At 69.3% G+C, this 24991-nt stretch carries 26 protein-coding genes and 1 tRNA gene; 10 read left to right on the forward strand and 17 right to left on the reverse strand.

Translation table 11 applies throughout. The features are described from left to right. Positions 1 to 49 precede the first annotated feature (49 nt). From ACMGFI_RS15680 to ACMGFI_RS15695, 4 genes are all read right to left on the reverse strand, one after another. Entirely contained in the window at positions 50 to 1057 is a 1008-nt protein-coding gene (locus tag ACMGFI_RS15680) for an alpha/beta hydrolase fold domain-containing protein (RefSeq protein ID WP_436910766.1), read from the reverse strand. A gap of 95 nt (positions 1058 to 1152) precedes the next feature. Then, positions 1153 to 2538, reverse strand: a complete 1386-nt coding sequence (locus tag ACMGFI_RS15685) for a sensor histidine kinase (protein ID WP_436910767.1) — start codon at positions 2536 to 2538, stop codon at positions 1153 to 1155. A gap of 231 nt (positions 2539 to 2769) precedes the next feature. Next, positions 2770 to 3603 (reverse strand): alpha/beta fold hydrolase, encoded by an 834-nt coding sequence (locus ACMGFI_RS15690; protein WP_436910768.1) that lies wholly within the window; start codon positions 3601 to 3603, stop codon positions 2770 to 2772. Between the two features lie 108 nt (positions 3604 to 3711). Then, positions 3712 to 5193, reverse strand: a complete 1482-nt coding sequence (locus ACMGFI_RS15695; RefSeq protein WP_436910769.1) for a glycoside hydrolase family 43 protein — start codon at positions 5191 to 5193, stop codon at positions 3712 to 3714. A gap of 139 nt (positions 5194 to 5332) precedes the next feature. Here ACMGFI_RS15695 and cdd point away from each other — a divergent pair, with 139 nt between their 5' ends. After that, on the forward strand, positions 5333 to 5722 hold the full coding sequence (cdd, locus tag ACMGFI_RS15700) for a cytidine deaminase (RefSeq protein WP_436910770.1): 390 nt from the start codon (positions 5333 to 5335) through the stop codon (positions 5720 to 5722). Continuing rightward, positions 5719 to 6588: a nucleoside phosphorylase gene (locus tag ACMGFI_RS15705; protein ID WP_436910771.1), complete on the forward strand. Its 870-nt coding sequence runs from the start codon at positions 5719 to 5721 to the stop codon at positions 6586 to 6588. The genes cdd and ACMGFI_RS15705 overlap by 4 nt, the downstream gene beginning before the upstream one ends. A gap of 97 nt (positions 6589 to 6685) precedes the next feature. Here the strand turns inward: ACMGFI_RS15705 and ACMGFI_RS15710 are convergent, their stop codons facing one another. The 5 genes from ACMGFI_RS15710 to ACMGFI_RS15730 all read right to left on the reverse strand — a co-directional run bounded on the left by ACMGFI_RS15710 (position 6686) and on the right by ACMGFI_RS15730 (position 11962). Then, on the reverse strand, positions 6686 to 8047 hold the full coding sequence (locus tag ACMGFI_RS15710; protein ID WP_436910772.1) for a hemolysin family protein: 1362 nt from the start codon (positions 8045 to 8047) through the stop codon (positions 6686 to 6688). Positions 8048 to 8195: 148 nt separating this feature from the next. Beyond that, entirely contained in the window at positions 8196 to 10166 is a 1971-nt protein-coding gene (locus ACMGFI_RS15715; protein WP_436910773.1) for a methyl-accepting chemotaxis protein, read from the reverse strand. Positions 10167 to 10292: 126 nt separating this feature from the next. Beyond that, positions 10293 to 10478, reverse strand: a complete 186-nt coding sequence (locus ACMGFI_RS15720; protein ID WP_436910774.1) for a hypothetical protein — start codon at positions 10476 to 10478, stop codon at positions 10293 to 10295. Positions 10479 to 10496: 18 nt separating this feature from the next. Next, on the reverse strand, positions 10497 to 10847 hold the full coding sequence (locus ACMGFI_RS15725; protein ID WP_436910775.1) for a hypothetical protein: 351 nt from the start codon (positions 10845 to 10847) through the stop codon (positions 10497 to 10499). Between the two features lie 389 nt (positions 10848 to 11236). Next, complete coding sequence (locus ACMGFI_RS15730; RefSeq protein ID WP_436910776.1) at positions 11237 to 11962, reverse strand: GNAT family N-acetyltransferase; 726 nt, start codon at positions 11960 to 11962, stop codon at positions 11237 to 11239. A gap of 334 nt (positions 11963 to 12296) precedes the next feature. Between ACMGFI_RS15730 and ACMGFI_RS15735 the strand changes: the two genes are divergently transcribed. After that, complete coding sequence (locus ACMGFI_RS15735; RefSeq protein WP_436910777.1) at positions 12297 to 13004, forward strand: HD domain-containing protein; 708 nt, start codon at positions 12297 to 12299, stop codon at positions 13002 to 13004. Positions 13005 to 13156: 152 nt separating this feature from the next. Here ACMGFI_RS15735 and ACMGFI_RS15740 read toward each other — a convergent pair whose 3' ends face one another. Then, complete coding sequence (locus ACMGFI_RS15740; protein ID WP_436910778.1) at positions 13157 to 13861, reverse strand: LysE family translocator; 705 nt, start codon at positions 13859 to 13861, stop codon at positions 13157 to 13159. 5 nt (positions 13862 to 13866) lie between these two features. Then, positions 13867 to 14604, reverse strand: coding sequence for a proteasome assembly chaperone family protein (locus tag ACMGFI_RS15745; RefSeq protein WP_436910779.1), 738 nt, complete (start codon positions 14602 to 14604; stop codon positions 13867 to 13869). A gap of 189 nt (positions 14605 to 14793) precedes the next feature. Here ACMGFI_RS15745 and ACMGFI_RS15750 point away from each other — a divergent pair, with 189 nt between their 5' ends. Both ACMGFI_RS15750 and ACMGFI_RS15755 read left to right on the forward strand, forming a co-directional pair. Continuing rightward, positions 14794 to 15732: an RsmB/NOP family class I SAM-dependent RNA methyltransferase gene (locus ACMGFI_RS15750; protein ID WP_436910780.1), complete on the forward strand. Its 939-nt coding sequence runs from the start codon at positions 14794 to 14796 to the stop codon at positions 15730 to 15732. Continuing rightward, a complete protein-coding gene (locus ACMGFI_RS15755; protein WP_436910781.1) occupies positions 15729 to 16235 on the forward strand; it encodes a DUF7122 family protein in 507 nt (168 codons plus the stop codon). The genes ACMGFI_RS15750 and ACMGFI_RS15755 overlap by 4 nt, the downstream gene beginning before the upstream one ends. Before the next feature lie 564 nt (positions 16236 to 16799). Here the strand turns inward: ACMGFI_RS15755 and ACMGFI_RS15760 are convergent. Both ACMGFI_RS15760 and ACMGFI_RS15765 read right to left on the reverse strand, forming a co-directional pair. Continuing rightward, entirely contained in the window at positions 16800 to 18284 is a 1485-nt protein-coding gene (locus ACMGFI_RS15760; protein ID WP_436910782.1) for a small ribosomal subunit Rsm22 family protein, read from the reverse strand. Continuing rightward, positions 18281 to 19114 carry a prephenate dehydrogenase gene (locus tag ACMGFI_RS15765; protein WP_436910783.1) on the reverse strand — a complete coding sequence of 278 codons (834 nt, stop codon included), beginning with the start codon at positions 19112 to 19114 and terminating at the stop codon, positions 18281 to 18283. The genes ACMGFI_RS15760 and ACMGFI_RS15765 overlap by 4 nt, the downstream gene beginning before the upstream one ends. Positions 19115 to 19231: 117 nt before the next feature. Between ACMGFI_RS15765 and ACMGFI_RS15770 the strand changes: the two genes are divergently transcribed. Then, the gene (locus ACMGFI_RS15770) at positions 19232 to 20011 is read left to right on the forward strand and encodes a fumarylacetoacetate hydrolase family protein (protein ID WP_436910784.1); all 780 of its coding nucleotides are present in this window, start codon (positions 19232 to 19234) and stop codon (positions 20009 to 20011) included. Positions 20012 to 20041: 30 nt separating this feature from the next. Here the strand turns inward: ACMGFI_RS15770 and ACMGFI_RS15775 are convergent, their stop codons facing one another. Beyond that, positions 20042 to 21403 (reverse strand): NAD(P)/FAD-dependent oxidoreductase, encoded by a 1362-nt coding sequence (locus ACMGFI_RS15775; protein ID WP_436910786.1) that lies wholly within the window; start codon positions 21401 to 21403, stop codon positions 20042 to 20044. A gap of 131 nt (positions 21404 to 21534) precedes the next feature. Between ACMGFI_RS15775 and ACMGFI_RS15780 the strand changes: the two genes are divergently transcribed. Together ACMGFI_RS15780 and ACMGFI_RS15785 are read left to right on the forward strand one after the other, a co-directional pair. Beyond that, positions 21535 to 21987 carry an acyl-CoA thioesterase gene (locus ACMGFI_RS15780; RefSeq protein WP_436910787.1) on the forward strand — a complete coding sequence of 151 codons (453 nt, stop codon included), beginning with the start codon at positions 21535 to 21537 and terminating at the stop codon, positions 21985 to 21987. A 96-nt stretch (positions 21988 to 22083) separates the two neighbouring features. After that, positions 22084 to 22545 carry a DUF7992 family protein gene (locus ACMGFI_RS15785; RefSeq protein WP_436910788.1) on the forward strand — a complete coding sequence of 154 codons (462 nt, stop codon included), beginning with the start codon at positions 22084 to 22086 and terminating at the stop codon, positions 22543 to 22545. A 40-nt stretch (positions 22546 to 22585) separates the two neighbouring features. On the opposite strand, the gene ACMGFI_RS15790 is transcribed toward ACMGFI_RS15785, so the two are convergent. Beyond that, a complete protein-coding gene (locus ACMGFI_RS15790) occupies positions 22586 to 22729 on the reverse strand; it encodes a rubrerythrin-like domain-containing protein (RefSeq protein WP_436910789.1) in 144 nt (47 codons plus the stop codon). 218 nt (positions 22730 to 22947) lie between these two features. Here ACMGFI_RS15790 and ACMGFI_RS15795 point away from each other — a divergent pair, with 218 nt between their 5' ends. Further along, positions 22948 to 23133 carry an HEWD family protein gene (locus tag ACMGFI_RS15795; RefSeq protein WP_436910790.1) on the forward strand — a complete coding sequence of 62 codons (186 nt, stop codon included), beginning with the start codon at positions 22948 to 22950 and terminating at the stop codon, positions 23131 to 23133. 136 nt (positions 23134 to 23269) lie between these two features. Next, positions 23270 to 24118 carry an FxLYD domain-containing protein gene (locus ACMGFI_RS15800; protein ID WP_436910791.1) on the forward strand — a complete coding sequence of 283 codons (849 nt, stop codon included), beginning with the start codon at positions 23270 to 23272 and terminating at the stop codon, positions 24116 to 24118. A gap of 95 nt (positions 24119 to 24213) precedes the next feature. Here ACMGFI_RS15800 and ACMGFI_RS15805 read toward each other — a convergent pair. Together ACMGFI_RS15805 and ACMGFI_RS15810 are read right to left on the reverse strand one after the other, a co-directional pair. Next, positions 24214 to 24287, reverse strand: a tRNA-Thr gene (locus ACMGFI_RS15805). Between the two features lie 11 nt (positions 24288 to 24298). Further along, positions 24299 to 24781 (reverse strand): GNAT family N-acetyltransferase, encoded by a 483-nt coding sequence (locus ACMGFI_RS15810; protein WP_436910792.1) that lies wholly within the window; start codon positions 24779 to 24781, stop codon positions 24299 to 24301. Positions 24782 to 24991: the final 210 nt, after the last annotated feature.

A 24991-nucleotide genomic window follows, 5' to 3' on the forward strand; every position in this document is an offset into this window, starting at 1 on the left:
GTAAGTGTCGCCCCACCTTCAAGTTCGTTGTGTTCTGTCCGACACGCCGTCACTCGATGGTTCGTTCGAGAAACCGGCGGATAGCCTCGGGACCCGCCGGTGGGAGGTCCGCGAGAAGGGGCTCGGGCGACCCGCCCTCGCCGACGTGTGTCGCCTCGTAGACCGACTGGGCGTGTGTCGGGTCCGCCGCCAGCAGGTCCATCGCCACGCGCTCGCCCTCGATGTCTTCGACGTCCTCGACCCAGACGTGGTTCAGGTCGCGCAACTCGTAGAAGACCGCGTCCACTCCAGCCCCCTCCAGGGCGTCGAAAAACCTGTGGCTGTGTTCCACGTCGACCACCTCGTCCTCGCGGCCGTGCATCAACAGCGCCGGCGGGCTCTCGGGCGTGACGTGCGTGACGGGACTGGCCTGTGCCCACCGCTCGGGGACTTCGGACTGGGACCCGCCCAGCAACAGCGGGATGAGCCCGTCGCCTTCGTCACTTCCCTCCCCTCCGATCTCGTCCGCGACGATCCCGAAGTCCGCGGCGCCGTACCAGCTGACGACGGCCTGGACGGCACCGGATTCCTCGGGGGCGACGGTCCGCTCGACCTCGTCGGCGAAGGCGTCCCCGAGGTCGGTGACGTCGTCGACGACACCTGCGAGGAGGGCGAGATGCCCGCCCGCGGAGGAGCCCCACGCGGCGATCTGCTCGGCGTCGTAGCCGTACTCGTCGGCGTGAGCGCGGAGCCATCGGATCGCGGCTTTCACGTCGACGAAGTGGTCGGGGAAGCGACCCCGTGGAGTGGGGTTCGACGGGTCGTACATCTCCTCGACGGCCGCCCCGTCGGGGGCCTCCTGGAGCCGGTAGCTGACGCTGGCGATCGCACAGCCCCACTCGGCGGCGTACCGCTCGGGGTCGGGGATGTTCGAGCGCGTCGCCGCGATCCAGCCGCCACCGTGGACGTAGACGACCAGCGGCGGGTTCTCACGGTCCGGCAGATACAGGTCGAGTTTCATCTCGCCGGCTTCGCGCTCGGCGTAGGTGATCCCCTTCCGTACGGTAGTTTCGGCCATTCTGTCACGAACGAGATAGTGTGAGCGTATAAAGATTTAAAATCGATCCCGGTTCGATGCAGTGCTGGCAGCCACGCCGGGCGTGGTCCGGTCCATCAGGGGTACTGCAGGTTCCGAAATTCGAACCGCGCGCCGCCCTCAGACGACTCCGTCACGTCGACGCGCCAGTCGTGACCACGAGCGATCGCACGGACGATGTCGAGGCCGAGACCAGTGCCGGTCGACTTCGATGAGTGCCCGGGCTCGAAGACGCTCTCGTGCTCATCGGCGGGGATCCCTGGGCCATCGTCGGAAACGAAAAACCCGTCCCCGTCGTCGAGATCGCCGACAGCGACCGTGGCGTCGTTACCGGCGTGTTCACGAGCGTTCCGGAAGAGGTTCTCGAACAGCTGTTGGAGGCGGTCCCCGTCGGCCAGTACGACCGCGTCGGTGTTCACATTGAGTTCCATCTCCCCCTTGTCGACGGTCTCCCACGCCCCGTCGGCGGCCGAATCGAGGCGGACCGGGCGAAGGTCGTCGACGGCTCTGCCCTCCCGGGCGAGCGTGAGCAGGTCGCTGATCAGGCTCTCGATCCGGCCCAGTGCGGTGGCGATTTTCTCCCGGTGCTGTTGTTCCCCGGGAGCGTCCATGAGTTCGAGGTGGCCGGTCGCGACGTTCAGCGGGTTCCGGAGGTCGTGACTGACGACGCTCGCGAACTGTTCGAGCCGGTCGTTCTTTTTCGAAAGTTCGGAGACGGCCTCCTGGAGGTCCCTCTCGGTCTTCTTCAGGCTGGTCCCCTCGGTGACGATTGCAAACGCACGCTGTGCGTCGTCGTACTGGTACGGTATCAGCCGGAGGCGGTAGTATCGAGTATCGCCGGACGACGAGATGGTGAACTCCCGCATGATCGAAGTCCCCGCCTCGACGGCGCTGTTGAGGTCCTCGTCGATGTCGTCGAGGTCGACTACGGACCCCAACTGCTGTCCCTCGTAGTCCCCATCGATCGGGAAGGAGGTCCGAAACTCGTCGTTCACGGCGACGATCGAAAACGCGTTCTCACGGATGGACAGATCCGCGACCGCGGTCGGAGCCTTCGCAAACAGCGACTTCCACCGGCGTCGATCGCGGTCAGAGGTTGCCAGGGCGGACCTGGTCCGGCTGATCTCCGTGCCGGCGAACCCGCCTCCGACTGCTCCGCCGATAGCCGCTCGTACGACGGCGGCGGACGAACCGGTGCCACCCCCCGCGATCCACAGCCCCAGCGCAGCGCCTCCAAGGACCCCTCCGGCGCTCCACACCGCCACTGTCGTCCAGTCCACCCGATCGACCTGGCGGTGTAGATATCCAGCCAGCAACAGGGACGGCCCACAGAGCACGACCGCGATCAGCGCCTGCGACGGTGAAGCGGTCACACCCCATCGAACCAGCAACTGGCTTTCGATCGCGAGTTCCGTCACCGGGGCGTTTGCCGCCCCTACGTGTCGCGCGAGAGAGACATCCATTCCGTGGTCTGTCTACGATCATGCCACAGCTATTGTTAGAGTTGCGTCGAAATTCTCCGGGTTGATAACGACTCTGTTCTACTAGACGCGGGAGTACGAGGCATCGACCCGGCGATGCCGGCTCGAACGAAACCGGCCGGATCGCGCTCTTTCCCCGCTCTCCGGCGTGAGAAGGGTTCTACGACGCCCAAGCGAGGTATTGTCGACGTCGGTCTCGCGGTCCAGAAATCGTCAGAGCGTTTCGAGGAACCCCCGGAGTTCCTCGGTCGCACGCTCCCGTTCGTCCCAGAAGACGCAGTGTCCGGCGTCGTCCACGTGCGCGATCCGTCCGTCCGGGAGCAGGGCGGCTATCTCCCGTTCCCGCTCGCGTTCCGCCTCGTCCGCGTCGGCTTTCAAGATCAGCGTCGGCGCCTCGATGTCGCCGTACGTCTCGGTGGGGTCGACGAACTCGGCCTCGGACACGCGGCCGATCTCGGGTCGGAGACGGTGCCTGGCTTCGGCCACTCGGCGCGCGAGATCGGGCTGTCCGCGCTCGGCGAGGTCGTTGAACATCGTATCGGCTTCGAGGAGTTCCTCGACGCTGCGGTCCTGCCACCACGCGATCTGCTCCTCGATATCGCGGCCAGGATCCTCCTCGATCAGGTCGTCGTTGACCCCGTCGAGTATCCAGACGGGGTCTTCGAGGACGACGGCGCGCGGCCGATCCGGTCGGCGCGCCGCGGCCATCGTGACCGTGTCGGCACCCATGGAGTGGCCGAACAGGATCGGGTCTTCGAGCGCGAGCGCGTCGAGCAGCCCGAGCAGGTCCGCCGCCCGCTCGGAGGGGCCGTAGGCCTCGTCGGGGGCGTCCGAACGGCCGTGCCCGCGGGCGTCGTACAGCACGACGTCGAAGTCGCCCTCCAGTTCGCGAGCGAGGTCGAGCCGACAGTACCCGTCGTCGGTGAACCCGTGGGAGACGACGAACGGCGGGCCCGACCCGCCGGTGCGGCAGTAGTGCAACTCGATGCCGTTCGCCTCGACGAAGCCGCGCTCCCACTCCTCCGGGATCTGACTCTGACCACTCATCTGTCGGGGAATTGTGACAGTGAATGAAAAATCATCCGACATTGCTCGGCCGTGCGGGGGCGCGCGACTGCCTCGCGTTGGGGCGGCTCGTGCACGACCCCGGCGGGCTCAGGATTCGTAGACGAAGCGTTCGACCACCGCGTCCGCCTCGCACGTGGTCCCGTGGCCGGTCGCGTAGGGGCCGATGAAGACGCCCGTGAACCCGGTGGCCACCTCCGTCGAGAGGTAGCGAGTCGCCGCCGAGGCGAGCTCTTCGCTGTCTACGTGGAAGCGGTATTCGTCGGTGTCGGCCGCCACGGCCAGGTCGGTCGATGCCCCGACCGAGGTGCGCCCGACCACGTCCGTCGCGTCCCCGATACGGAGGCGGACGACGGCTTCCCGCCGACCGTTTCGACGGGTCACGCCCACCTGATAGTGGTGTCGTTCGTTGGCGACCACCGCGAGGCCGGCTTCCTCGCCGTCGGCCGGGTCGAACGACAGCGACAGCTCGGCCCGGCAGTCGAAGGCTGTCTGTCGCCGGCCGACGAAGGTGGCCCCGGGTTCGTCGAGAGTTTCCGGGCCGCCGCGGAGGGCGAGCCCGTCCGTGCCCGTCTGATAGCGGTCGCGGTCGGGGTTGCGGCGGTACTGCCACTCGACGCCCAGCCCGTCCGTGAAGTCGGTCTCGGTGTGTCCGACCGGGTCCGTTTCCGTCCGGGGCTCGCCGGGGAGCGGCGCCTCCATCTCGGCCCGGATCGGCTCCCCGTCGTTGACCACCGGCCAGCCGTCCTCCCAGGTGACGGGAGCGAGGAACGTCTCCCGACCGAGGTGGTGGTATCTCGGCCACGGGCCGCGCTGGCGGATGCCGAGGCAGACGAGCCACCACCGCCCGTTCTCGTCCTGTACGATGTCGGCGTGGCCGACTGCACGGATGTCGGCCCGCGGACGGCCCCAGTGAGTGAGAACTGGATTGTCCGGGCACCCCTCGTACGGACCCGTCGGGTCGTCGGCGCGTGCCGCGACGACCATGTGACCCGCGTGAGTGCCCCCTTCGGCGAGAAGCAGGTGATACGTTCCGTCCCGTTCGAAGATGTGTGGTGCTTCGACGTGGGGATCGCGAAAGCCCGTCCATATCGTCCGCGGTTCGCCGAGTTCGCCGGTCTCGACGTCGAGTTCGGCCTGCCGGATCGGGTTCTCGGTGTCCTCGTCGTGGTACGTGAAATAGCAGGTGTCGCCCTCGAAGAACAGATCGGGGTCGAACCCCGGCGCGTCCACCCACGTGGGGTCGGACCACTCACCGGCCGGATCGTCGGCGGTGACGAGCAAGTGGCCGTCGCCGCTGACGTTCGTCGTGACGAGGTAGAAGGTCCCGTCGTGGTGCCGGAGCGTGGGCGCGAAGATGCCGCCGGACGGGCCGATGTCCTGTATCGCGAGCTGGGAATCGCGGGTGAGCGCGTGACCGATGGGTTCCCAGTCGACGAGGTTCTCGCTCCGGTAGAGCGGGACACCGGGGAAGTACTCGAACGAACTCGTCGCGAGGTAGAAGGTGTCGCCGACCCGGCAGACCGTGGGATCGGGGTGAAATCCGGGCAGTATCGGGTTCTCGTACCGCATGGACACCGTTTCTCGAAAAATGGTATTCACTCTGTCGGTTCATCCGACGCGTCGCCGTCCCCCGCCGGACACGCGTCGACTCGTCGCGACGGCACCACGGGGCCGACGGCTTAAGTGCCGTCCGCCGCTCGGTACGGCCATGAGTGACCTGCTGGACCGCGCCCGGGAGGCGCGCGAGAACGCGTACGCCCCCTACTCGGAGTACGCCGTCGGCGCGGCGCTGCGGACCGCCGACGGGACCGTGTACACGGGTTGTAACATCGAGAACGCCAATTACAGCAACAGCCTCCACGCCGAGGAGGTCGCGCTCGGGTCGGCCGTCCGCGACGGCCACCGGGAGTTCGACCGGCTGGCCGTCTCCTCGGCCGCCGAGGACGGCGTGACCCCCTGCGGAATGTGCCGGCAGTCGCTCGCGGAGTTCTGTCCGGAGTCGTTCGTCGTCGTCTGCGAGGGGCCCGACGGCCCCGTCGAGTACGAACTCGGCGAGTTACTGCCCGAGGCGATCTCCCGGGAGATGGTCGAGCGATGAGCGACGAGAGCGACGCCGACGGCGGCGGAGACAGCGACTCGGACACCCCCGCCAGCGAGGACCCCAACGACGGCGAGCAGTACCACCTCGAGGTCTCGCCGGGCGACGTGGCCGACAGCGTCCTCCTCCCCGGGAACCCCGAGCGCGTCGAGAAGATCACCGACGGCTGGGACGGCCACGAGCTCGTGGCCGAACACCGCGAGTACCGCACCGCGACCGGGACCTACGACGACACCCCGATCTCGGTCACGTCGACGGGGATCGGCTCGCCGTCGGCGGCCATCGCCGTCGAGGAACTCGCCCGCGTCGGCGTCGACACGCTTCTCCGGGTGGGCTCGTGCGGCGCGATCCGCGAGGAGGCGGCCGTGGGTGACCTGGTCATCACCGCCGGCGCCGTCCGCCAGGAGGGCACCAGCGACGAGTACGTCCGCGAGGACTACCCCGCCAGCGCCGACGACCGCGTCGTGGGGGCGCTCGTCACCGCCGCCGAGCGGCTGGGCTACGACTACCACGTCGGAGTCACGGCCAGCACTGATAGCTTCTACGCCGGCCAGGGCCGCCCCGGATTCCAGGGGTTCGAGGCAGCGGGGAGCGACGAACTCGTCGAGAACCTCCGGGAGGCGAACGTGCTCAACTTCGAGATGGAGGCCGCGGCGATCCTGACGCTCGCCAACCTCTACGGGCTCCGGGCGGGCGCGGTCTGCACCGTCTACGCCAACCGCGTGACCGGCGAGTTCAGGACGGAGGGCGAGCGCAAGGCGGCGAAGGTCGCGAGCGAGGCAGTCTCGGTCCTCGCTGAGATGGACGACGCCGCCGAGGCGGCGGGCGTCGACCGGTGGCACCCCGGGCTCGGCCTGGGGGAGTGACCGCACGGACCGAACACCCGGTCCCGTTCGTGGAGGGCCGGTCACTCCCCCGTCCTCGGCGGTCGGCGAGTCGCGGGTGTCGGTGGTCGGGCCGTCGTCAGAGCGTGTCCCCGTCGGTCTCCCCGTCGGACGGCGCGGCTTCCTCGCTGTCCTCGACGGCCCGAGCCTCCACCTCGTCGATCCGGGCGCCGTCGACGGCCTCGACGGTGAAGCGGTAGCCGTCGACGGTCACCTCGTCGCCGACCTCCGGCGCGCGGCCGATCCTGTCGAGCACCAGCCCCCCGAGGGTGCCCACGCTGTCGGTCTCGAAGTCGGCGTCGAGCGGCTCCTCGACCTCCGAGAGGACGACGCCGCCGTCGATGTGGAACACCCCGTCAGTCCGCTCGTCGACGGTCGGTTCGCGCTCGGGGACGTCGAAGTCGTCGCGGAGGTCGCCGACGACCTGTTCGAGCACGTCCTCGACGGTCGCGATCCCCTCGAAGGATCCCCACTCGTCGATGACCCCCGCCATCTGTCGCTGTTCGGCCTGGAACTCCGCGAGCAGGTCGTCGACGGCCCCGGTCTCGGGGATCAGCGGCATCTCCCGGGCGAGGTCGCCCGCGGTCACCTCGTCGGTCATCGACTCCTCGGCCCGGAAGACGTCCTTCACGTCGACGAAGCCGACCACCTGGTCGGGGTCCTCGGCGTCGAGCACCGGATACCGGGTGTGCCCCGAGTCGACCGCCGCCTCGCGCAGGTCGGCCAGCGTCGCGTCCGCGGGGACGCTCACCACGTCCGGCCGGGGGACCATCACCTCCCGGACCGAGAGGTCGTCGAGTTCGAACACGCGCTCGATCATCTCCACCTCGGTCGCGTCCACGTGGCCCTTCGTGCCCGACCGCGAGAGGACCGTCAGGATCTCCTCCTCGGAGAGGGTCTCCTCGGTCTCGGAGGCCGGCGGGATGCCGATCAGCCGCGTGAAGTAGTTCGCGGTCCCGTTGAGGACGACCAGTCCGGGGATGAACAGGTAGTAAAAGAACTTCATCGGCGGGGAGACGAACAGCGCGATCCGCTCGGCCTCGGCGATGGCGATGGTCTTCGGCGCCAGCTCGCCGAAGACGACGTGCAGGAACGTGATGATCCCGAACCCGATCCCGACGGCGACGAGGTGGATCGTCCCCTGGGGGAGGACGGTGCCGAGGATCGGTTCGATCAGCGCCGCGATCGCCGGTTCGCCGATCCAGCCGAGCGACAGCGAGGCGAGCGTGATCCCCAGCTGGGTCACGGCGAGGTAATCGTCGAGGTTGTCGAGGGCATCCCGCAGCAGCTCGGCGCCGCTCCGGCCCTCCGCGACCATCTGGTCGACCGCGCTCGACCGGACGCGAACGTAGGCGAACTCCGAGGCGACGAAGAAGCCGTTGAGCGCCACCAGGAACAGGGCCGCCAGGAGCCGCCCCGCCGAGAACAGGAGGTCTACCATCGGGACCACCGAACGGGGGACGAGGGGAACGTCGCTACCATGTCCCGTCTAGGGGCGGGACGCGGTTTAATCGTGGTGGCCGGTCCCGGCCGGGGCCGGGTCGGCGCCCGCTCCGGGCCGGGATACAGGCCGGAGACCGCCGACCGCGTCACTCCGGTCGCCCGCCGTCCTCGACGGCGACCCCTCCGCCGGCCGTCCCGGCGGCCGCGCCGCCCGGTCGGGACCCGGGCCGGTCGCCCACCTCGAACTTGGCCAGCAGCGACCGGAGTCGCTCGGCCCGCTCGCTCAGCGACGCGACGTTCCCGCTGACCTCGGAGATCGCGGTCGCCTGCTCCCGGGCGGTCGCCGCCGCCCGCTCGCTCTCCTCGGCGGTCGAGCGGCTGATATCGGCGACCGCCTCGACCGTCGAGACCGCCTCCTCGGTGCCGGCGGCCTGCTCGTCGGTCGTCTCGCTGATCTCCCGGATCCCGCTGTCGGTCTCCTCGGCGTTCTCGGCGACCCGCTCGAAGGCGTCGACCACGTCCTCGACCACCTCGACGCTCTCGCCCATCCGCCGCTCGGCGCGGCGCGCCTCCTCGACGGTCGCCGTCGTCTGGGCCTGGGTCTCCTCGACGAGCTCCTCGATCTCCGTCGCCGACGCCCGCGTCTCCTCGGCGAGTTGCTTGACCTCCTCGGCGACGACGGCGAACCCGTCCCCGTCGGCGCCGCCACCGCCGCCCGCCCGCGCGGCCTCGATGTTGGCGTTCAGCGCGAGCATGTTCGTCTGCTCCGCCACGTCGCCGATGAGGTCGACGATCTCGCCGATCTCGGCCATCCGGTCGTCGAGCGCCGCGACGCGGTCTGCCGTCGAACCGATCGCCTCGCGGCTCCCCCGCGTGTTCTCGATCGCCGTCCGCGCGGTCTCCTCGCCCTCCTCGGCGATCTCGGCCGTCTCCCGGGAGGTCTCGGCGACCGTCTGCGCCGAGACCGCCACCTCCTCGACCGCCGCCGAGAGGTCGCTCATCTCAGCCGAGACCGCGTCGAGCTGCTCGGACTGCTCGTTCGCCCCCTCGGCGATCGTCTCGATGGACTCGCGGACTTCCTCGCTGGCCGCCTCGACCGCCGCGGCCCCCTCGTCGGCCCCGGCGCTCGCCTCGCCGACCTCGTCGGCGAACGCCTGGATCTCCGCCATCGCCGACTCCGTCTCCGCGATCATCTCGTTGAACGACTCGGCGATCCGGGTCATCGCCTCGCTCTCGCTCTCGGCGTCCAGCCGGACGTGCAGGGCGCCGTCCGCGGCCCGCGACATCGCCGCGCTGTAGTCGTCGGCCTTCGCTTCGAGGTGGTCGTTCAGCCGCTCGACCTCCCGGCGGCGCTCGTCCGCCCGCTCCTGGGCCGCCTCCGCCTCGGCCTTGGCCTCCTCGATCTCCGCCCGCTGTTCCTCCAGGTCGGTGACCTGCTGGCGCTTCTGTTCGGCCTCGCGGAGTCGTGCAGTTGCCTCCTCGCGCGAGCGCTCGGTCGAGTACCAGTGGGACATCAGCGCGACGGCCAGCGCGAGGACGAACACGCCGTGGATCAGCCCCCACGCCCAGGGGTTGGCGATCGCGGCCTCGTGGTTGTACACCCGACTGGGATTTATCATCCCGAAGACGCCGTGGGTGAGCACCACGTACCCGATCCCCAGCGCGAACGGCACCCAGTCCTCGTAGACGGCGACGACGGCCATCCCGACGAAGAAGTGGAAGTGCGCCTCGATGAACCCCCCGGAGAAGTGGACGAGCACCACCGACGCCGAGAGCAACCCGAGCGTCCCGAGCGCGGTGCGGACGCGTCGGGGCAACCGCGACAGGCTCGCGATGGCGACCAGCCCGACCAGCACCCCCAGTTCGAGCAGGACGGTCGACAGCGGGATCGCCGGGATCGTCGCCCCCGAGAACGTCGTCTCCGTCCCCTCGAAGGTCCCCAGCAGGAACAGGAACGGGACGTGGGCGAGCACGACGAGGAGGATGTTACGGTGGCGCCGCCGCCACGACTCGTCGGGGATCGTGTCCCCGCTGGGGATGTACTGGACAACCGCGGCGAGCCCGTCCCCGGGACCCCCGTTCGACGGGGTCGGCCCGGTCGATCCGTCGGTTGACATACCGGGTCACGGAACGTAGCCCGGCAAAAACGCACCGGCCCGAGTATCAGCCGCTGAAACTCGTCGGCTCCCTCGAACCGTTCGGTCGACTGGGGGATCCCGGGACACGACCGGCGGTCGACTCCGTCAGGCGGTCGCGGCTCGCTTCAGTATCTGCGGCGTGACGATCAGGTCGAGGACGGCCACCGCGTAGGCGGCCATCTGGGCGGTTCCGTCGAGGAGGGTGTACGCGACCGCGGCGATGACCAGGGCGCCCGAGGCGCCGATCCCGTATCTGACCGCCGGGTTCGCGAGCGGGTTCGGTTGTGACATCGATCGAGTCGATTCGTGTCAGTTGTATATTCGTTCCGGCTCCGCCTCGTGGTGGTGCGAGGGTGAGGCTCGTTCGGTCCCGCCGTACGCCGTGAAGTTCAGCCGTTCGGGACCGGCCTGCACGACCTCCCCGTCGACCACACAGGGGGCGTCCGCGTCGCGGTCGAACTCGCCGTTCCCGTCCCGGTCGCTGTAGACGACCGTCTGAACGACGCGAGTCCCCGAATACGACCGTTGCAGGTCGATCGGGTACCCGTCGGCCGTGACGATATTCCGACCGATGTCCGCGCGGGAGTGCGTGCTCGCAACGTCGCCGTCGACGTACGTCACCAGGAAGAGAGACCCGTTCGACGGAATCGTGAAGCTCACGCGGACGCCGTCCTGCGTCCACACGTCCGCCCTGTCGGTCCGCGAGAAACCGATCCAGAGGCTGTCGGGACAGTCCGTGCCGTTGGAAGCGAACGGGACGGGTGTCGCTGATGCCGTCCGGAGAGCGGACGCCTCCGCGGGGGAGTCCGACGGTGACTCGCCCCGCGTCGCTACCGACGAGTCCGGGCGCGGATCGGCCGCCGCTTCGGTCGCTGGTCCTGCCCACTCGGGTGTCGGCGAGGGCCCAGTTGCCGGCGCGTTGCAACCCGCGACGACCAGGAGTAGCGCGAGTGCGACCAAGAGCGCGCCGCGCATCGTTCCAGGTGACCCGCCAGTCCGGTATACGTTTTGTCCGGCCGAGAATTCCCGCTCCGAAGACCGGGCGCCGCTCAGAGGTAGGCGGCGTCCCAGCGGGTCGGTTTGCGGGCGTTGCCGCAGTTGTCGCACTCGATGCGGCCCATCGCGTCCATCGCGTTGGCGAGGCGGTTGCAGTTGCTGCAGAAGTAGCCGTAGTGGTCGCCCCCCGCCTCGTCGGCGTAGACGGTGTAGAACTTCGCGGCGGAGCCGTCGTCCCAGTCGGTCTCGTCGACGTAGACGGTCTCGCCGTCGGCGCTCTTGACGGGCTGGAGGCCGTCGTCGCCGGACTCGGCCCAGACGTGCTCGACGTGGCGGTCGCCGGCGATCTCGAGGTCGGCCTCGTCGACCCGCTCGAAGCCCTGGGCCTCGTAGAAGCCGTTGCCGTCGACGTTGTCGGCGAGCACGCGCCCGACCATCCGGTCGGCGCCGTCCGCCTCCAGCCGCTCGCGGGTCGCCTCGAACAGCGTCGACCCGACCCCCTCGCCGCGGTAGGCGGGGTCGACGTGGAGCCACAGCAGCGTCCCGTCATCGCCCGAGAGCTCGCTCTCGGCGAAGCCGACGACCTGCCCCTCGCGGTCGGCGACCAGCAGGTACCGATCGTCGTCGTTCGTCGCCTCGTCCAGCGCGGCCTCGTCGTACCACTCGGAGACGGCGCCGGTGATCGCCTCCGGACTCAGCGAGTACGACGCCTGCAGCGACCGCCGCGCCACGTCCCGGATCGCCGGTCGGTCCCCCCGCTCCGCGGTGCGCACGTTCATACGACACACGTTGGCACGCACCACGATAAAACTACGTCAAATCGCGGATCCGGTTGCGACTCGTCGAGCCGGCGGCCCGGACGGTGGACGCGCGTCGAACACGTCGGCCAGTGGGAGGCCGTCGGCACGCGTCACCCGGATACCCATCGACTAGATCGGCGGACAGCGGCGTCTTCGACGGGCAGGAGACGGCCGGAGCCGGGCGGGATCCGGACTTCGCGGCCGGCGGGGCGGTGCCGAAACCGGCGGGCCACGGGTGTCGTAACGCCTAAGAGTCGAACGCGCCTTTCTATTCGTAAGATGACTGACGCACGTATCTACCGGGGGTGGTTCCGTGGGCGTCGAAATTAGGGAGTCGCCCGTCTCCGCCGAGGAGTTCGCGGAGATGCAGGACTTCGTCCACGACTACCTGGCCGCCAGCGTCGAGAGCGAGGACGACGGCGGCCGCATGCGGTGGTACCCGTGGCACTCCGCGGAGTACCGGTTCAACCACATCCTCAACGTGGTCGAACTCGCCGAGGAGATCGCCGAGGCCGAAGGCGCCAACGTGGACGTGACCCGCGTCGCCGCCCTCTTCCACGACATCGCGAAGCTGGAGGTCGACCAGGACCTCCACGCCGAGGAGGGCGCCCGCATCGCCCGCGAGTACCTCACCAGCCACGGCGACTACCCCGCCTCGTTCGTCGACGAGGTCTGCGCCGCCGTCCGCGACCACTCCTACCAGGGCGACCTGACCGACCTGCCGCTGGAGACCCAGTGTCTCATCGAGGCGGACCTGCTCGACAAGGTCGGCGCCAACGGCACCGCCCTCATGCTGTTGCGGATGGGCTACGAGTCCCGCACCCACATCGACGCCGCCGAGATGGTCGGGCGCGTCCTCGAACGCGGTACCGACGCCCGCGAGCGGGTGGAGAGCGACACCGCAGAGAGCATCGTCCACCGCCGACTCAAGCGCGTCAAGTGGTTCAAGGAGTGGCTCGAAGCGGAAGTGGCCGACGTGGAACCCGAGGAGATGCCGGCGTCGCCGGACGCCGAGGAGTGACGGGCGCCGCGACCCCTCCGCGAGGACGCCGGTAGAGCCGTCCGACGCGGAGGGAGGTCGCTCGACCGCTCATACGGATTATTGCAAGTCATTCCGCGATCGACCGCACGACTTCGTGCGGTCGACCCGGGAAACGCTTGCAATAATCCGTATCAGAAGCCGACCAGCGTCCGCGCCGCCGTCCAGCAGAAGGCGACGCCGAACCCCGCGAGCACCAGCGCCGAGGCGGCCGCGGCGGCCGGTGCGAACGCGTCGACCCGGCGGCCGATGCTCACCAGCGTCGCCGGGAACCCGGTGATCCAGACGACGATACCGCCGAACAGTCCGGCCAGCAACGCCGGGCTCCCCGTCCGGACGACGAGCGCGCCGGCCAGGTCCGCGCCGACGACCGGGAGGTACGACAGCACGTCGACGGTGCCGGGTTCGAGCAGGCCGACGCCGACGGTCAACCAGAACAGGATCTGGTAGGGGTTGGTCAGCGCGAGCACGAACGCCTTCGTGAACCCCCGGGCGTCGGCGTCGTCGCTGTCGGGACCGGGCTCCCCGGAGAGGAAGTCCTCGCGGGCGTCGGCCACCGCGCCGACGGCGAAATACAGCATCAGCAGGCCGCCGACGCCGACCATCGCGGCGCGGACGGTCTCGGCGCCCTCCAGGAAGGCGACGGCGCCCGCCAGCGACAGGACGAAGAAGACGAGGTCGGCGGTCATCGCGCCCAGCCCGGCGGTGAAGCCGGCGAGCCACCCGCGGAGGACGCTCTCCTCGGCGATGACGGCGTTCATCGGCCCGGGCGGCGCCGCCAGCGCCAGCCCGAAGACGACCCCGACGGCGAACGTCCCTGCGGCGGTCGCGACGCTCATCCCGGCTACTGGTACATCCCCATCGGCTGGGCCTTCGAGCTCTCCTCCTGGGCCTCCTGCATCCGCTTGGCGAGGTTCTCGCGGGCCGCGCTGATCTCCTCGGCCTGTTCGACGAGGTGCTCGGTGTCCACGTCGACGCCCGCGATGGGGCCGACGCCGTCGAGGAGGACGACCCGCGCGGCCTCGGGGTCGGGGAAGTTCCGGTTGGCCTCGACGACGAGCCCGAGCGCGTCCAGATCGCTCCGGTTGGCCTCGTACAGCAGCGCGCCGGTCGGGCCGCTGATGACGCCGCTCTCGTCGGGCGACGAGATGTCGTACTCGTCCAGCAACCCGGTCGCGTCACCGCTGGTGACGCCGTAGAGGCTCGGAACGCCCTCCTTCTCGGCGGGCAACCCCGAGACGTACAGCGCCGTCGCGTCGCGCTCGGCGAGCCAGCCGGTCAGGCAGGCCGCGAAGTCGTCGGCGACGTTCGGCGAGACGGGCACGTCGCTCTGGAGCGCCAGCAGGTCGCGCTGTTCGTCGGCGTAGAGCCGGACCGGCGGGTCGTAGGTCGGGTCGCCCTCGCCGAAGACGGCGACCTCGGGCAGCCCCTCGCAGTGGACCGCCGCGTAGTCGGTCATGTCGAGGGCGTCGACGAGGTGGTCCGCGGCGATCTTGCCGACGAGGCCGACCCCGGGCAGCCCCTCGACCAGCGTCGGCGCGTCCAGTTCGATGTCATCGCGGTGTACGTCGATCTCCGCCATACCGTTTGCCCCGGCCGCCAGTGGCATAAAACCGAGCCGGGGCGGCCGGCGACGACTCCGGGCTGTGCGGGCGTGCGGGTCGCTGGACGGCGGCGACCCGGCGGTCGTGCGGGGCCGAGACATCCCCGCCCGCGCCGCTTCGGCCCGGAGCCGAGAGGGTTAACACGGGCGGCGGACAACGGGGTGGCAATGGACGTACTGGAGCGCTACGAGCCGCTCGTCGACGATTTCGACGCCTTCCGGGCGGCCTGCGAGCGCCCGCTCCCGTCGGTCGTCCGCGTCAACACGCTGAAGACGACCGTCGAGCGGGCCCGCGCCGCCCTGGAGGAGGCCGACATCGCCCACGAACCCGTCGGGTGGCACGACGGCCTGTTCGCCCTCCCCGACGACCAGCCGGGGACCAACTGGCCGTACGTGCTCGGCTGGATCCACGGCCAGGAGGAAGTCTCGGCCGTCCCCGCCGAGGTGCTCGACCCCCGGCCCGGCGAGCGCGTGTGGGACGCCTGCGCCGCGCCCGGGAGCAAGACCACGCAACTCGCCGCACTGATGGACGACCGTGGCCTGCTGGTCGCGACGGACAACAACCTCGGCCGGATCTCCGCACTGCGCTCGAACGCCGAACGCGCCGGCGTCACGAACGTCGCCGTCACCCACGAGGACGCTCGCAACCACTCGCTGAAGCCCTTCCGCGCGCCCGGTTCCGACGAGGGCGAGGAGGGCGCGCCCTACGACCGCGCGCTCGTGGACGTGCCGTGTTCCTGCGAGGGCACCATCCGGAAGAACCCCGACGCGCTCGACGACTGGGAACTCGACCACGTCGAGGGCATCTCGGGCGTCCAGAAGGGCGTCCTCCGCCGGGCGGTCCAGACGACGAGGGAGGGCGGGACGGTGGTGTACTCCACCTGCACGTTCGCCCCCGAGGAGAACGAGGCCGTCCTCGACCACGCGCTCGCCGAGGAATCGTGTGAGCTGGTCGAGTTCGACCTCCCGCTGGAGTCGGCACCCGGCGTCACCGAGTGGCAGGGCGAGCAGTTCGACGAGTCGGTCCGGAAGGCCAGGCGCATCTACCCCCACCACAACGACACCGGCGGATTCTTCTGCGCGAAGCTGGAGGTGACCGCCGGATGAGTGCTGAAAACGACGGGACGCAGTTCGACCGCCTGCCCGCGACCGCCGACGAGCGGGTCGTCGAGGGGCGGCCGACCCGCGAGGAGGTTCTGGAGTGGTGGGACGAGCGGTTCGGGATTCCGCCGGCGACCTTCGACGGACACACGTTCTGGGAGCGCGGCTCGGGCAAGATCTGGGCGTTCGCCGACGACGTGGCCTCCCCCGTCGCGATCGAGGGGCTCGGGCTCGCCTTCCTGCGGACGCGCCGCGAGCACTGGAAGCCGACCCTGGAGGCAGTCCAGCGGTTCGGCGGTGAGGCGGACGACTGTGTGATTCACCTCTCGCGGGACGAGGCCGCCGCGTTCGTCGCCGGCGAGGACCAGGAACTCGACTGGGACGGCGACTGGGGGTACCTGATCGTCGCGACCGACGTCGCGGGCGAACCGGAGCCCGTCGGCGTCGCCCTCTACGTCCACGGCGAACTCCGCTCGCAGGTTCCGAAGGGGCGCCGTCGGGAACTGTGAGTCGGGTGTGTGCGATTTCGGATACGGAGTGTTGGCAGTCTCCTGACCGTTAGCTGAGTCGCTCCCGCAGGCAACGGTGAGCGATGAAAGCCCTCGCCGCGCTCGCTCTGAACCGGATCGACCGCGCTCGACAGCGAGCGATGAAAGCCCTCGCCGCGCTCGCGGTCGCTGTCTCCGAAAATCGGAGATTTTCGGGATCTCGCAGGAGCGGAGCTCCTGCGGACCTCGCGAATCTCCGATTCGCTCAGTGACGAGAGAGCTTCGCTCTCTCGAACCAAGCGGGATATCCGCGCTCTCGGCACCGCCCGCGCGGATAGTGGCCCGCTCAGGCGACTACATAAACGCGAGCGCGCCTCGCCCTTTCAGTCCACCAGGGACCGCACCGCTCCGCGACAGCGACGGCCCCGCACAACAACCGCAGAGAGCCACGAACCTCCCCAGCCGATCCGCTCGTTCGCGCCGCTCACTCGCTCATCCCTCGCGCGGCTACGGTCGCGCGCATGAACGCGCGCTCCAGCGCGCGCCGACCGCACCGCTGACTTGCTCGCGTTCACCGAACAGATCTCAGACCGGGACCCGGTCGACGACCGCCTCGCCGTCGATCACGAGGTTGACGGCGTCCTCGTCGTCGTTCCAGAGGACCAGCGCGTTCTCGACGGAGAGCACGTCGCCGTACTCGGCGGTCAGGAGGTCCCGGTTGAGCGTCGACTCGTCGGTGAGCACGGCGAAGTGGTCGACCCGCTGGCTGCCGTCGCCGACGCGGAAGAGGGGATGGCCGTCGTCGGACAGGTCACGGCTGAGCTTCGCGAAGTAGACGTTCGCCCGCTCGGTGATCAGGTCGTCGGTGTCTGCCAGCCTGGCGACCCGCGAGTCGTCCGGCGTGAAGTCGACGCGCCGGAGTCCGTCCGTCCGGAGGTAGGTGTAGGCGTACTGCACGTCGGCGTTCTCGAACTCGCCGTCGCGGCGGTCGGGGCCGTCGAGCCCGGAGTCGCCGGAGTCGCCGTCGTCGAGCCGGCGCTGGAAGACGGGGACCTCGATGTCGGGCTCGACCTCGAACGACCAGCAGTCGTCGTTGGGCGTCTCGCCCGGCCACAGGCGGACATCCGGTCCGTAGATCGCCAGCGGTCCGCGGTCCGCGACCGCCCGCTCGACCTCCCGCAGGCCGATGGCCGTGTTGCGGTCCGCGGGGGCGAGCCCGACGATCGTGCCGTCCGCCGCCAGCGCGTCGGCGTAGCGGCGGACGACCGCTTCGGGGTCGTCCAGTTCGCTCAGGACGTTCGAGAAGAGGATCAGGTCGAAGCCGGTGTCGCCGTCATCGGAGTCGCCGTCGTTGCCGTCGTCGACCTCGAGTGCGACCGCACCCGGGTCGAACGCCTCGGCCGTTTCCCGGTGGATCTCGTGGTGGAAGTTCCGGCCGGTCTCGTCGAGCAGCGCCGCCAGCACGTCCGCGGCGTCGCTCGGTTCGACGGCGTGGTAGTCGACGAGCGCGTCCTCGGGGACGAGGTCGTGCAGGCCGAGCGCCGGTCCGCCGACGCCGGCGCCCACGTCGAGGACGCGCAGGCGCTTCGGGACCAGCCCCTCGCGGGCGAGGTCCGCGAGGACGTACTGGGCGACGGCGTAGTAGTCGGGGAGGTGATAGAGCGCGTACGCCAGCGCCGTCTCGGCGTCGTACTCGACGGCCCGCTGGTTGTAGTAGTCGTCCTTGAACGAGCGGACCCGCTCGCGCAGGCGGTCGCCGGAGTCGCCGTCGGGCCAGCCGGGGCCGTACTCGGCCACCAGCCGGTCCTCCAGTGTCCGGCCGTACTCGACCGGGAAGGCGTCGACGCCGTGGAAGGATACGGAGAGCGGCCCCTCCTCGACGGGTTCGAAGGTGCCGTCCTCGCGCTCGACGAGGCCTAACTCGACCGCGGACTCGCGGAGCACCTGCGCGACGGCGGCCGGGTGGGGCTGGCCGTCGACGTACTCGTAGATCTCCTCGGGGTCGACGGGCCGGACCTGTCGGAGGTACTTCGCGTTCGAGCGGACCTGTTCGCGCTGGTCCGCGTTCATAATCTCTCCCCGTCCGCGCCACCGTTTCCGCTTCCGCTCCCGCCCTCGTCCGCACCCGGCGGCAGTGCCGTTCCCGCGTCGCGGTACAGTTCCTCGAACGTCTCGCGGTCGGCCTCGGCCAACTCCCGGGCTGCGCCGGCGACGCTCTCCGCGCCGTCGAAGGCGTCCTGGATGTCGGCGTAGACGCCGGGGTCGTTCCCGGTGACGGTCCCGAGCACGTCGAACAGCGCCTCGGAGACCGGGGTCTCGAACTCGTCGGCGACGGGTTCGGCGGCGAGGCCGAAGGCCAGCACGGCCGCGTGGGCGCGCGCCTGAACGGTCTCCATCGCCCGGTCGTGCTCCCGTGCGGTGGTCTCGAAACAGTCGTTGCCGGCGTCGGCCAGCGCCGCGCGGAGCTCGTCGGTCACGGGCCCGGGCGCGTCCGCGACGACGGCGACGTTGCCGGGCGCCCTGGCCGCCGCGAACAGCGGGTGGAAGCTCACCCGTTCGAGGTCGGGGCCGGCCGCCGCCATCGCCTCGACGGCGGGCCCCATCACGCCGGCCACGTCGACCAGCGCCCGGTCGGCCCGGTCGGCGTACGCCGGGACGACGGCGTCGAGCGCCGGGATCGGCACCGCGAAACAGACCACGTCGAAGGTCTCGTCGGTGTCGGTCGGGACGGCCCGGGCGGTCGTCCCGCCGCCCGACTCGTCGAGGGCGTCGGCGGCCTCGCGCGCGGCGCTCGGGTCGGTATCGGTGAACGCGACCGCCGGCGGGTCGGGGGACCCGGCAGCGACCGTCCGGGCGAACCACCGCCCCATCTCCCCGGCGCCGACCACGAGCAGGTTCATGCCGCCGGCTACTGTGGCCCGTTCCAAAAGCCGTTCGGTCACCCGACTCCCGGTCGCCGTGTGTCAACGTGTCCCGTTCTGAAAACGCTTATCAGTCCGCCCGCAGATATCCAGGCCATGAGACGCGTCCGCTTTCGCGATTCTGCCGGCAACGTCCGCGGCGGTCGGTGGACCGTCAGGGACGGCGAGGAGGTGGTCACCGCCGCCGCGGGCCCGTACGGGCGCATCGCCTTCGGCGACGAGACGTTCGACCCCGACGAGGTGGACGTGCTCGCCCCCTGCGAACCGACCAAGATCATCTGCGTCGGCCGCAACTACGCCGACCACGCGGCCGAACGTGACGAGGAACTCCCCGACCGGCCGCTGCTCTTTATCAAGACGCCCAACACCGTCGCCACCCACAACAGCACCGTCACGCTCCCCGCCGGCAAGGAGCGGATCGAACACGAGGCCGAGCTCGGCGTCGTCATCGGCGAGCGCTGTCGCAACGTCGACGCCGCCACCGCCGACGACGTGATCGCCGGTTACACGCCGTTCAACGACCTGTCCAATCGCGACGACCAGGACCGCGAACAGAACTGGGTCCGCGGCAAGGCCTTCGACGGCGCCGCCCCGATGGGCCCGGTCATCGCCACGCCCGAACACCTCTCCGAGGACGCCACAATCGAGGCCCGCGTCAACGGCGAGGTCCGCCAGTCCGAGTCCATCGACAGGATGATCTTCTCCATCCCGGAACTCATCGAGGAGATCACGACCTACATGACCCTCGAACCGGGCGACGTGATCGCGACCGGCACCCCCGAGGGCGTCGGGCCCCTGTCCGACGGCGACGAGGTCGAGATCGAGATCGACGACGTGGGGACGCTGCGGCACTCGGTGCGGTTCCCGGACGGATAGAAACGGCCCCCGGCTTCCGTCGAACCGCGTTCAGACCTCGTACTCGTCCTGTCGCAACTGCACGTACTTCCCGTCGCGGAAGCCCCGCTTGGTCCACTTGTAGTCGGCGACGAGCTTCAGCGCCGTCGTCCCCGACTTCAGGGCGCCCGTCCAGTCGTAGCCGCCCCGGTTTTTCATCGCCCGGGTCGCGGCGAAGACGCGGTCCCAGTCGGCCGGCTCCCAGCCGCGGACGACCTCCGCGAAGGTGACGTTCCGGACGATCTCGTCGCCGATCGCCTTCTTCCAGCGGCCGTTGTACCGCAACAGCTGGTCGTTGGCGGCGAGTTCGCCGGCGATCTTGCCCGTGCGGACGGCCACGTGGTCGCCGCCCTCGTGGAACGCCGACGTGGTGCCCATCGCACCGCCGACGACCGCGATGCCCGCGCTCGTGGGCGAGTCGATCGGCCGCGTCGAGGAGATCGGGTAGGCCTCGGTCCCGCGCTGTTTGCCGCGGTCCTCGACCAGCGGGAAGTCGTCGAGGTCGTACCCGGGATACTCCCGTTCGAGCAGGCGCCGCAGGTAGATCGCACCCGCCGGAATCTGCTCGTCGTCCGGTTCGAGGAGGGCGTACGATTCGGGATCCTCCACGTCGTCCAGGTCCATCCCGATCGGCATCGTCAGGCCGACGCGGGCGACGTTGTCGTCGTTCGGGAAGATCCACGGGTAGGCGGTGTGGCCCGGGATGACGCCCCACCAGAACTTGATGTGGGCGGGGTCGAACAGCTCCTCGGGGATCCGTCGGTGTTCCTGGTAGGCGATGTGGTTGGCCTGGTCCGGCGAGAGGTACTCCGAGACGCTCCGGTCGCCGGGGAGGAACTGGTCTAAGACGCCGGTCGTGACCGTCCGCTGGGGGCCGTCGGCGAGGATGAGGTAGTCGGCGCCGATCGCCTCGCCGTCCGCGAGTTCGAGGGTGTGACGCGGGTCGCCCGACAGGTCGGTCTCGACGGCGTTGACGCTCGTGCCGACGCGGTAGGTCCCGCCGGCCTCCTCGGCGCGGTCGCGAAGCCAGTCGTCGAACTTCGCGCGGTGGAAGGCGAACCCGAAGTGGTCGTAGGAGGATTCGATGCCGGTCGATTCCAGCGTCACCGACTCCGAGGGGCCGATGAACTCGGCGCCGTCGAGGACGCTCAAGATCACGTCGTCGGGGATCTCCTCGGCCGGAACGTCCATGATCTCCAGCCAGTAGTCGAGCATCCCGGCGGCGTCCGTCGAGTCGGGGCCGAGGCGGTCCCGATCCGCCCGGGGGACGCCCTTCTCGACGACGACGGCGTCGGCCCCCTCGTCGGCGGCCGCCCACGCCGCCGCGGTGCCGGCCGGGCCGCCGCCCACGATCGCGACGTCTGCGCGGTCCATACGCCTACCCCTGCCTCGCCGGAGTATAAATCCCCCTGGGTTCCGGCCGGTCGCGCCCGTCGCGAGTGGTCACGCGCGGGCGGATCGCGGGAAAGGCCAGCCATATGGGCGCGCCCGTCCAACCGATGTCCATGCCCGACCTGATGGACACGTTTCTGGAGAACCGCTGGATGGTCCAGCCCAACCACGCCAACTCCCTGGGGACCACCCACGGCGGGAACGTGCTCAAGTGGATGGACGAGGTGGGCGCGATGTCGGCCATGCGCTTCGCCGGCCGCGACTGCGTCACCGCCCGGATGGACCAGGTCGACTTCAAACAGCCCATCCCCGTCGGCGAGACCGCCCTCGTCGAGGCCTACGTCTACGAGACCGGGCGCTCCAGCGTCCGCGTCCGTCTGCGCGTCTTCCGGGAGGACCCCCGCTCGGGCGAGCGGGAACTCACCACCGAATCCTACTCCGTCTACGTCGCCATCGACGACGACCGCGACCCCGTCGAAGTGCCCGACCTCACCGTTGCCACCGACGAGGGCCGACGGCTCCGCGAGGAGGCGCTCGACGGCGACAACAAGGACAGCGCCGCCTGAGCCGCCGTCGGTAGCGACCGTGGCGTCGACAGACGCCGCCGGACCCGGTCGGCCGATGCACGTGGACTTATCCGCCGGCCCCGCCTATCTCGGGGCATGACTCTCGACGTCGACCCGCCGGACCCGCCGGAACTGGAGACCATCGACCCCAACGAGTACGAGGACGCCCAGGTCGTCGACGACACCGACTATCGCCGCGACGAGATCGAACAGTACCTCCGGGACGGCGCCTGGGACCGCGCGTTCGAGCACTGGGCCGCCGACACGGCGATGAGCGCCGAGGACTACGGGATCGTGGTCGACCTCGACCTGATGGACCGGTTCGACTTCTTCTGGGACTCCTACGCCGAGCGCGTCGGCTACCACGCGCCCGGACTGCCCGAGGACTGGAAAGAGCGGGACATCCACCCGGATCTCGACTCGTGGGGCACCGTCTCGGCCATCAACGCCGGGCTGACCGAACTCGGTCAGGAGGTCTGCGACGTGCTCAAAGACGACTATATCGAGTGGGAGACCGAGTACGAGGCGCCCGACGACCTCCCCGACTTCGGGGAGTAGCCCGCAGCGCGCCCGGTCGGGCCCGCTCCAGCCGAGCCTGTCACTCCCGCGGGACCGCCACGTTCTTCATTCGACCGCCGCACTCCGGGCAGGCGCCGACGGTTCCGTCGGTCGTCACCCTGTGCAGACACTCGACGCACTCGTATCGCGATTTCTCCGCCGTGTACGGATCCTCACTGAGCATGCGAAATATGTGAACAATCGTCATGAAAAGCGTTCCTGCAAGGCACTTCTAGGAGTATAATTCCGTTTCAGGGCCGCATCCGTCCAGTTGAGCTCCGCAGGTGCCCGCGGTATCGGCGTCGCCGCGTCGGTAGCCCGCGATCGGATCGCGGCGTCGCCGCCCGAGGGTTCGGGCCCGAGCCGACGAGATTAATTACCCCTCGCGACGGAGAGTGGTGTATGACAACCATCGTCCCCCCGAAGGAACGCGAGTGCGAGCGGTGCGGTCGAACGGACACCTGGGACGACGACTCCGGCACCTGGACCGTCGTCGAGGAAAACGGCGAGCGCCTCGCCGGCGACCCCTACTGCCTCCACGAGTGGGACATCAACGGCGCGTACAACCCGCTCGAAGAGAGCGTCTGAAAGTCCTGTAAGCACATCTCTCATAGGTCGAATCGGCGGGAAATCGGCCGAGTGACGTTCCAGCTACTCGGAGATATATCGATCCGGATCTGACGGTCGTCAATACTTCTTAGTAACTGGACAGCAAAACGGACCCATGGATCGCAGAGAATTCCTGGCAGCGGTCGCGGTGAGTGCGGCACTAGCTGGTTGCGGGAGTGATGAAACTCGGACCGTCGGGGGCGGTGACGGTGGCGCGACACCGACCAATACCCCCACGGATTCGCCCACACAGACGCCCGAGGCACCGACGGCGACACAGGGAGACGGAGGAGCGACTGCGACGGAGAGCCCGACGGATACGATGACCGAGACACCGACAGATACGCCGACTGAGACACCATCGCCGACGCCTTCGCCGACGCCGGCCGGCGAGCCGAATGTCCAGATCGTGGACTCCGAACTCATCGTCGATGAAGGACAGTTCAGCACCGACGTGTACGTCAAGGCGACCGTCGAAAACCGGGGCGACGCGCCCTCCGGACAGATCACGCTGACCGCCGAGTGGTACAACGAGAACGGGGACTTTCTCGACAACGACAACAAGTACCTCCCGATACTCAAAGCCGGGCAGACGTGGGAAGCACACGTTCATGCGCTGTCCGATACCGACGAAATCGACGACTACGACCTCTCCGGAGAGTACGATACGACGCCGACCGACCCGCCGGAGGATGTTGAGATCGTCGAGACCAACCATCAGGTCAGCGACGACGGGAGCGTCACCGTCACCGGCCGGGTCGAGAATAACACCGGCGATTCGATTAGATATCTCGAGGCCGAGGCGCTATTGTATGATGATTCAGGGGTAGTCCTTGACGGTAACTGGACGAACCAGTCCGGAATCCCGGAGGGTGAGACCTGGCGCTTCGAGATCGAGTGGTTCCAGTTCGATCGATCCGACCGCGTTAACGACCACGAGGTGATACTTACAACGAGTCTCTGAACCGGACAGTCCCTGAGAACGAAGCCGACTCGGATAGTTTTCCGAATCAGGACACGCCTCCGAGAGACCGACGAGAACGTTTGCCCGAAAACGGAAGCCAGGGCAGGGATTTGAACCCCGGGAGTCTCGATTACAAGTCGAGTGCTTGAACCACCCAAGCTCCCCTGGCGCGGGTTGGACTTACTCGCCCTCCTTTGAGTGGGTATCGGTTTCGAGCGGTTTCTCCAGCTGGACGCGGTGAGTGTCGTAGCCGTGACGCCGGTAGAACCGCCGGGCCGCGAGGTTGTCGGCCATCGCCTCCAGCGTGACCGTGTCGGCGCCCAGGTCGTCGAGCCGCGCCTCGGCGGTGGCGAGCAGTTCGCTTCCGATACCCTCGTCGCGATGCTCCGGCACGACGTAGAGGTTCTCGACGACGCCCTGGGTCACGTCCATCTCGTAGCTGCCGCGGTCGAGCGTGAACATGACGAAGCCGACGACCTTACCGTCGTCGGTGGCGACGACGAGGCGGTCGGTGACGGCGTGGCGGGCCAGCTCGTCGGCGACCGAACTCCGGTTGCGCTCGGCGAGGACGTGCGAGTCGTGCTGGGTCTGCTCCTCGGCGAGGTCGACCCACAGGTCGGTGACCGTCTCGGCCTGGGCCACCGAGGCGAGTTCGATCTCCATCCGGTGGTCGGGTGGTGGAGGGCGACCGACTAAGCCTTTCGGCCGGCAGGCGTCGAAGAGTTTTATTCCCTCGGCGTCTCCACTGCCTGTACGGTATGTTCGCTAACCACACGATTTGGCGGCCGGGGTCGGGCTGGGAACGGCTAGCGGGAGCCGAGGGAGTCGCGGGATCGCGCTCGTCGGGCGCGCGGGAGACGTCCGGGCGGGGAG

This window comes from Halosimplex marinum, assembly GCF_051414075.1.
Lineage (GTDB): Archaea > Halobacteriota > Halobacteria > Halobacteriales > Haloarculaceae > Halosimplex > Halosimplex marinum.

What these genes read in the sequence shown, in the direction of transcription:
- ACMGFI_RS15730 (WP_436910776.1), bottom strand. Translation starts at nt 11,962, where the DNA reads ATGAACGTGCGCACCGCGGAGCGGGGGGACCGACCGGCGATCCGGGAC.
- ACMGFI_RS15765 (WP_436910783.1), bottom strand. Translation starts at nt 19,114, where the DNA reads ATGAACCTGCTCGTGGTCGGCGCCGGGGAGATGGGGCGGTGGTTCGCC.
- ACMGFI_RS15775 (WP_436910786.1), bottom strand. Translation starts at nt 21,403, where the DNA reads ATGGACCGCGCAGACGTCGCGATCGTGGGCGGCGGCCCGGCCGGCACC.
- ACMGFI_RS15790 (WP_436910789.1), bottom strand. Translation starts at nt 22,729, where the DNA reads ATGCTCAGTGAGGATCCGTACACGGCGGAGAAATCGCGATACGAGTGC.
- ACMGFI_RS15795 (WP_436910790.1), top strand. Translation starts at nt 22,948, where the DNA reads ATGACAACCATCGTCCCCCCGAAGGAACGCGAGTGCGAGCGGTGCGGT.
- ACMGFI_RS15695 (WP_436910769.1), bottom strand. Translation starts at nt 5,193, where the DNA reads ATGCGGTACGAGAACCCGATACTGCCCGGATTTCACCCCGATCCCACG.
- cdd (WP_436910770.1), top strand. Translation starts at nt 5,333, where the DNA reads ATGAGTGACCTGCTGGACCGCGCCCGGGAGGCGCGCGAGAACGCGTAC.
- ACMGFI_RS15685 (WP_436910767.1), bottom strand. Translation starts at nt 2,538, where the DNA reads ATGGATGTCTCTCTCGCGCGACACGTAGGGGCGGCAAACGCCCCGGTG.
- ACMGFI_RS15810 (WP_436910792.1), bottom strand. Translation starts at nt 24,781, where the DNA reads ATGGAGATCGAACTCGCCTCGGTGGCCCAGGCCGAGACGGTCACCGAC.
- ACMGFI_RS15720 (WP_436910774.1), bottom strand. Translation starts at nt 10,478, where the DNA reads ATGTCACAACCGAACCCGCTCGCGAACCCGGCGGTCAGATACGGGATC.
- ACMGFI_RS15785 (WP_436910788.1), top strand. Translation starts at nt 22,084, where the DNA reads ATGACTCTCGACGTCGACCCGCCGGACCCGCCGGAACTGGAGACCATC.
- ACMGFI_RS15760 (WP_436910782.1), bottom strand. Translation starts at nt 18,284, where the DNA reads ATGAACGCGGACCAGCGCGAACAGGTCCGCTCGAACGCGAAGTACCTC.
- ACMGFI_RS15780 (WP_436910787.1), top strand. Translation starts at nt 21,535, where the DNA reads ATGCCCGACCTGATGGACACGTTTCTGGAGAACCGCTGGATGGTCCAG.
- ACMGFI_RS15705 (WP_436910771.1), top strand. Translation starts at nt 5,719, where the DNA reads ATGAGCGACGAGAGCGACGCCGACGGCGGCGGAGACAGCGACTCGGAC.
- ACMGFI_RS15715 (WP_436910773.1), bottom strand. Translation starts at nt 10,166, where the DNA reads ATGTCAACCGACGGATCGACCGGGCCGACCCCGTCGAACGGGGGTCCC.
- ACMGFI_RS15740 (WP_436910778.1), bottom strand. Translation starts at nt 13,861, where the DNA reads ATGAGCGTCGCGACCGCCGCAGGGACGTTCGCCGTCGGGGTCGTCTTC.
- ACMGFI_RS15800 (WP_436910791.1), top strand. Translation starts at nt 23,270, where the DNA reads ATGGATCGCAGAGAATTCCTGGCAGCGGTCGCGGTGAGTGCGGCACTA.
- ACMGFI_RS15745 (WP_436910779.1), bottom strand. Translation starts at nt 14,604, where the DNA reads ATGGCGGAGATCGACGTACACCGCGATGACATCGAACTGGACGCGCCG.
- ACMGFI_RS15755 (WP_436910781.1), top strand. Translation starts at nt 15,729, where the DNA reads ATGAGTGCTGAAAACGACGGGACGCAGTTCGACCGCCTGCCCGCGACC.
- ACMGFI_RS15750 (WP_436910780.1), top strand. Translation starts at nt 14,794, where the DNA reads ATGGACGTACTGGAGCGCTACGAGCCGCTCGTCGACGATTTCGACGCC.
- ACMGFI_RS15770 (WP_436910784.1), top strand. Translation starts at nt 19,232, where the DNA reads ATGAGACGCGTCCGCTTTCGCGATTCTGCCGGCAACGTCCGCGGCGGT.
- ACMGFI_RS15710 (WP_436910772.1), bottom strand. Translation starts at nt 8,047, where the DNA reads ATGGTAGACCTCCTGTTCTCGGCGGGGCGGCTCCTGGCGGCCCTGTTC.
- ACMGFI_RS15690 (WP_436910768.1), bottom strand. Translation starts at nt 3,603, where the DNA reads ATGAGTGGTCAGAGTCAGATCCCGGAGGAGTGGGAGCGCGGCTTCGTC.
- ACMGFI_RS15680 (WP_436910766.1), bottom strand. Translation starts at nt 1,057, where the DNA reads ATGGCCGAAACTACCGTACGGAAGGGGATCACCTACGCCGAGCGCGAA.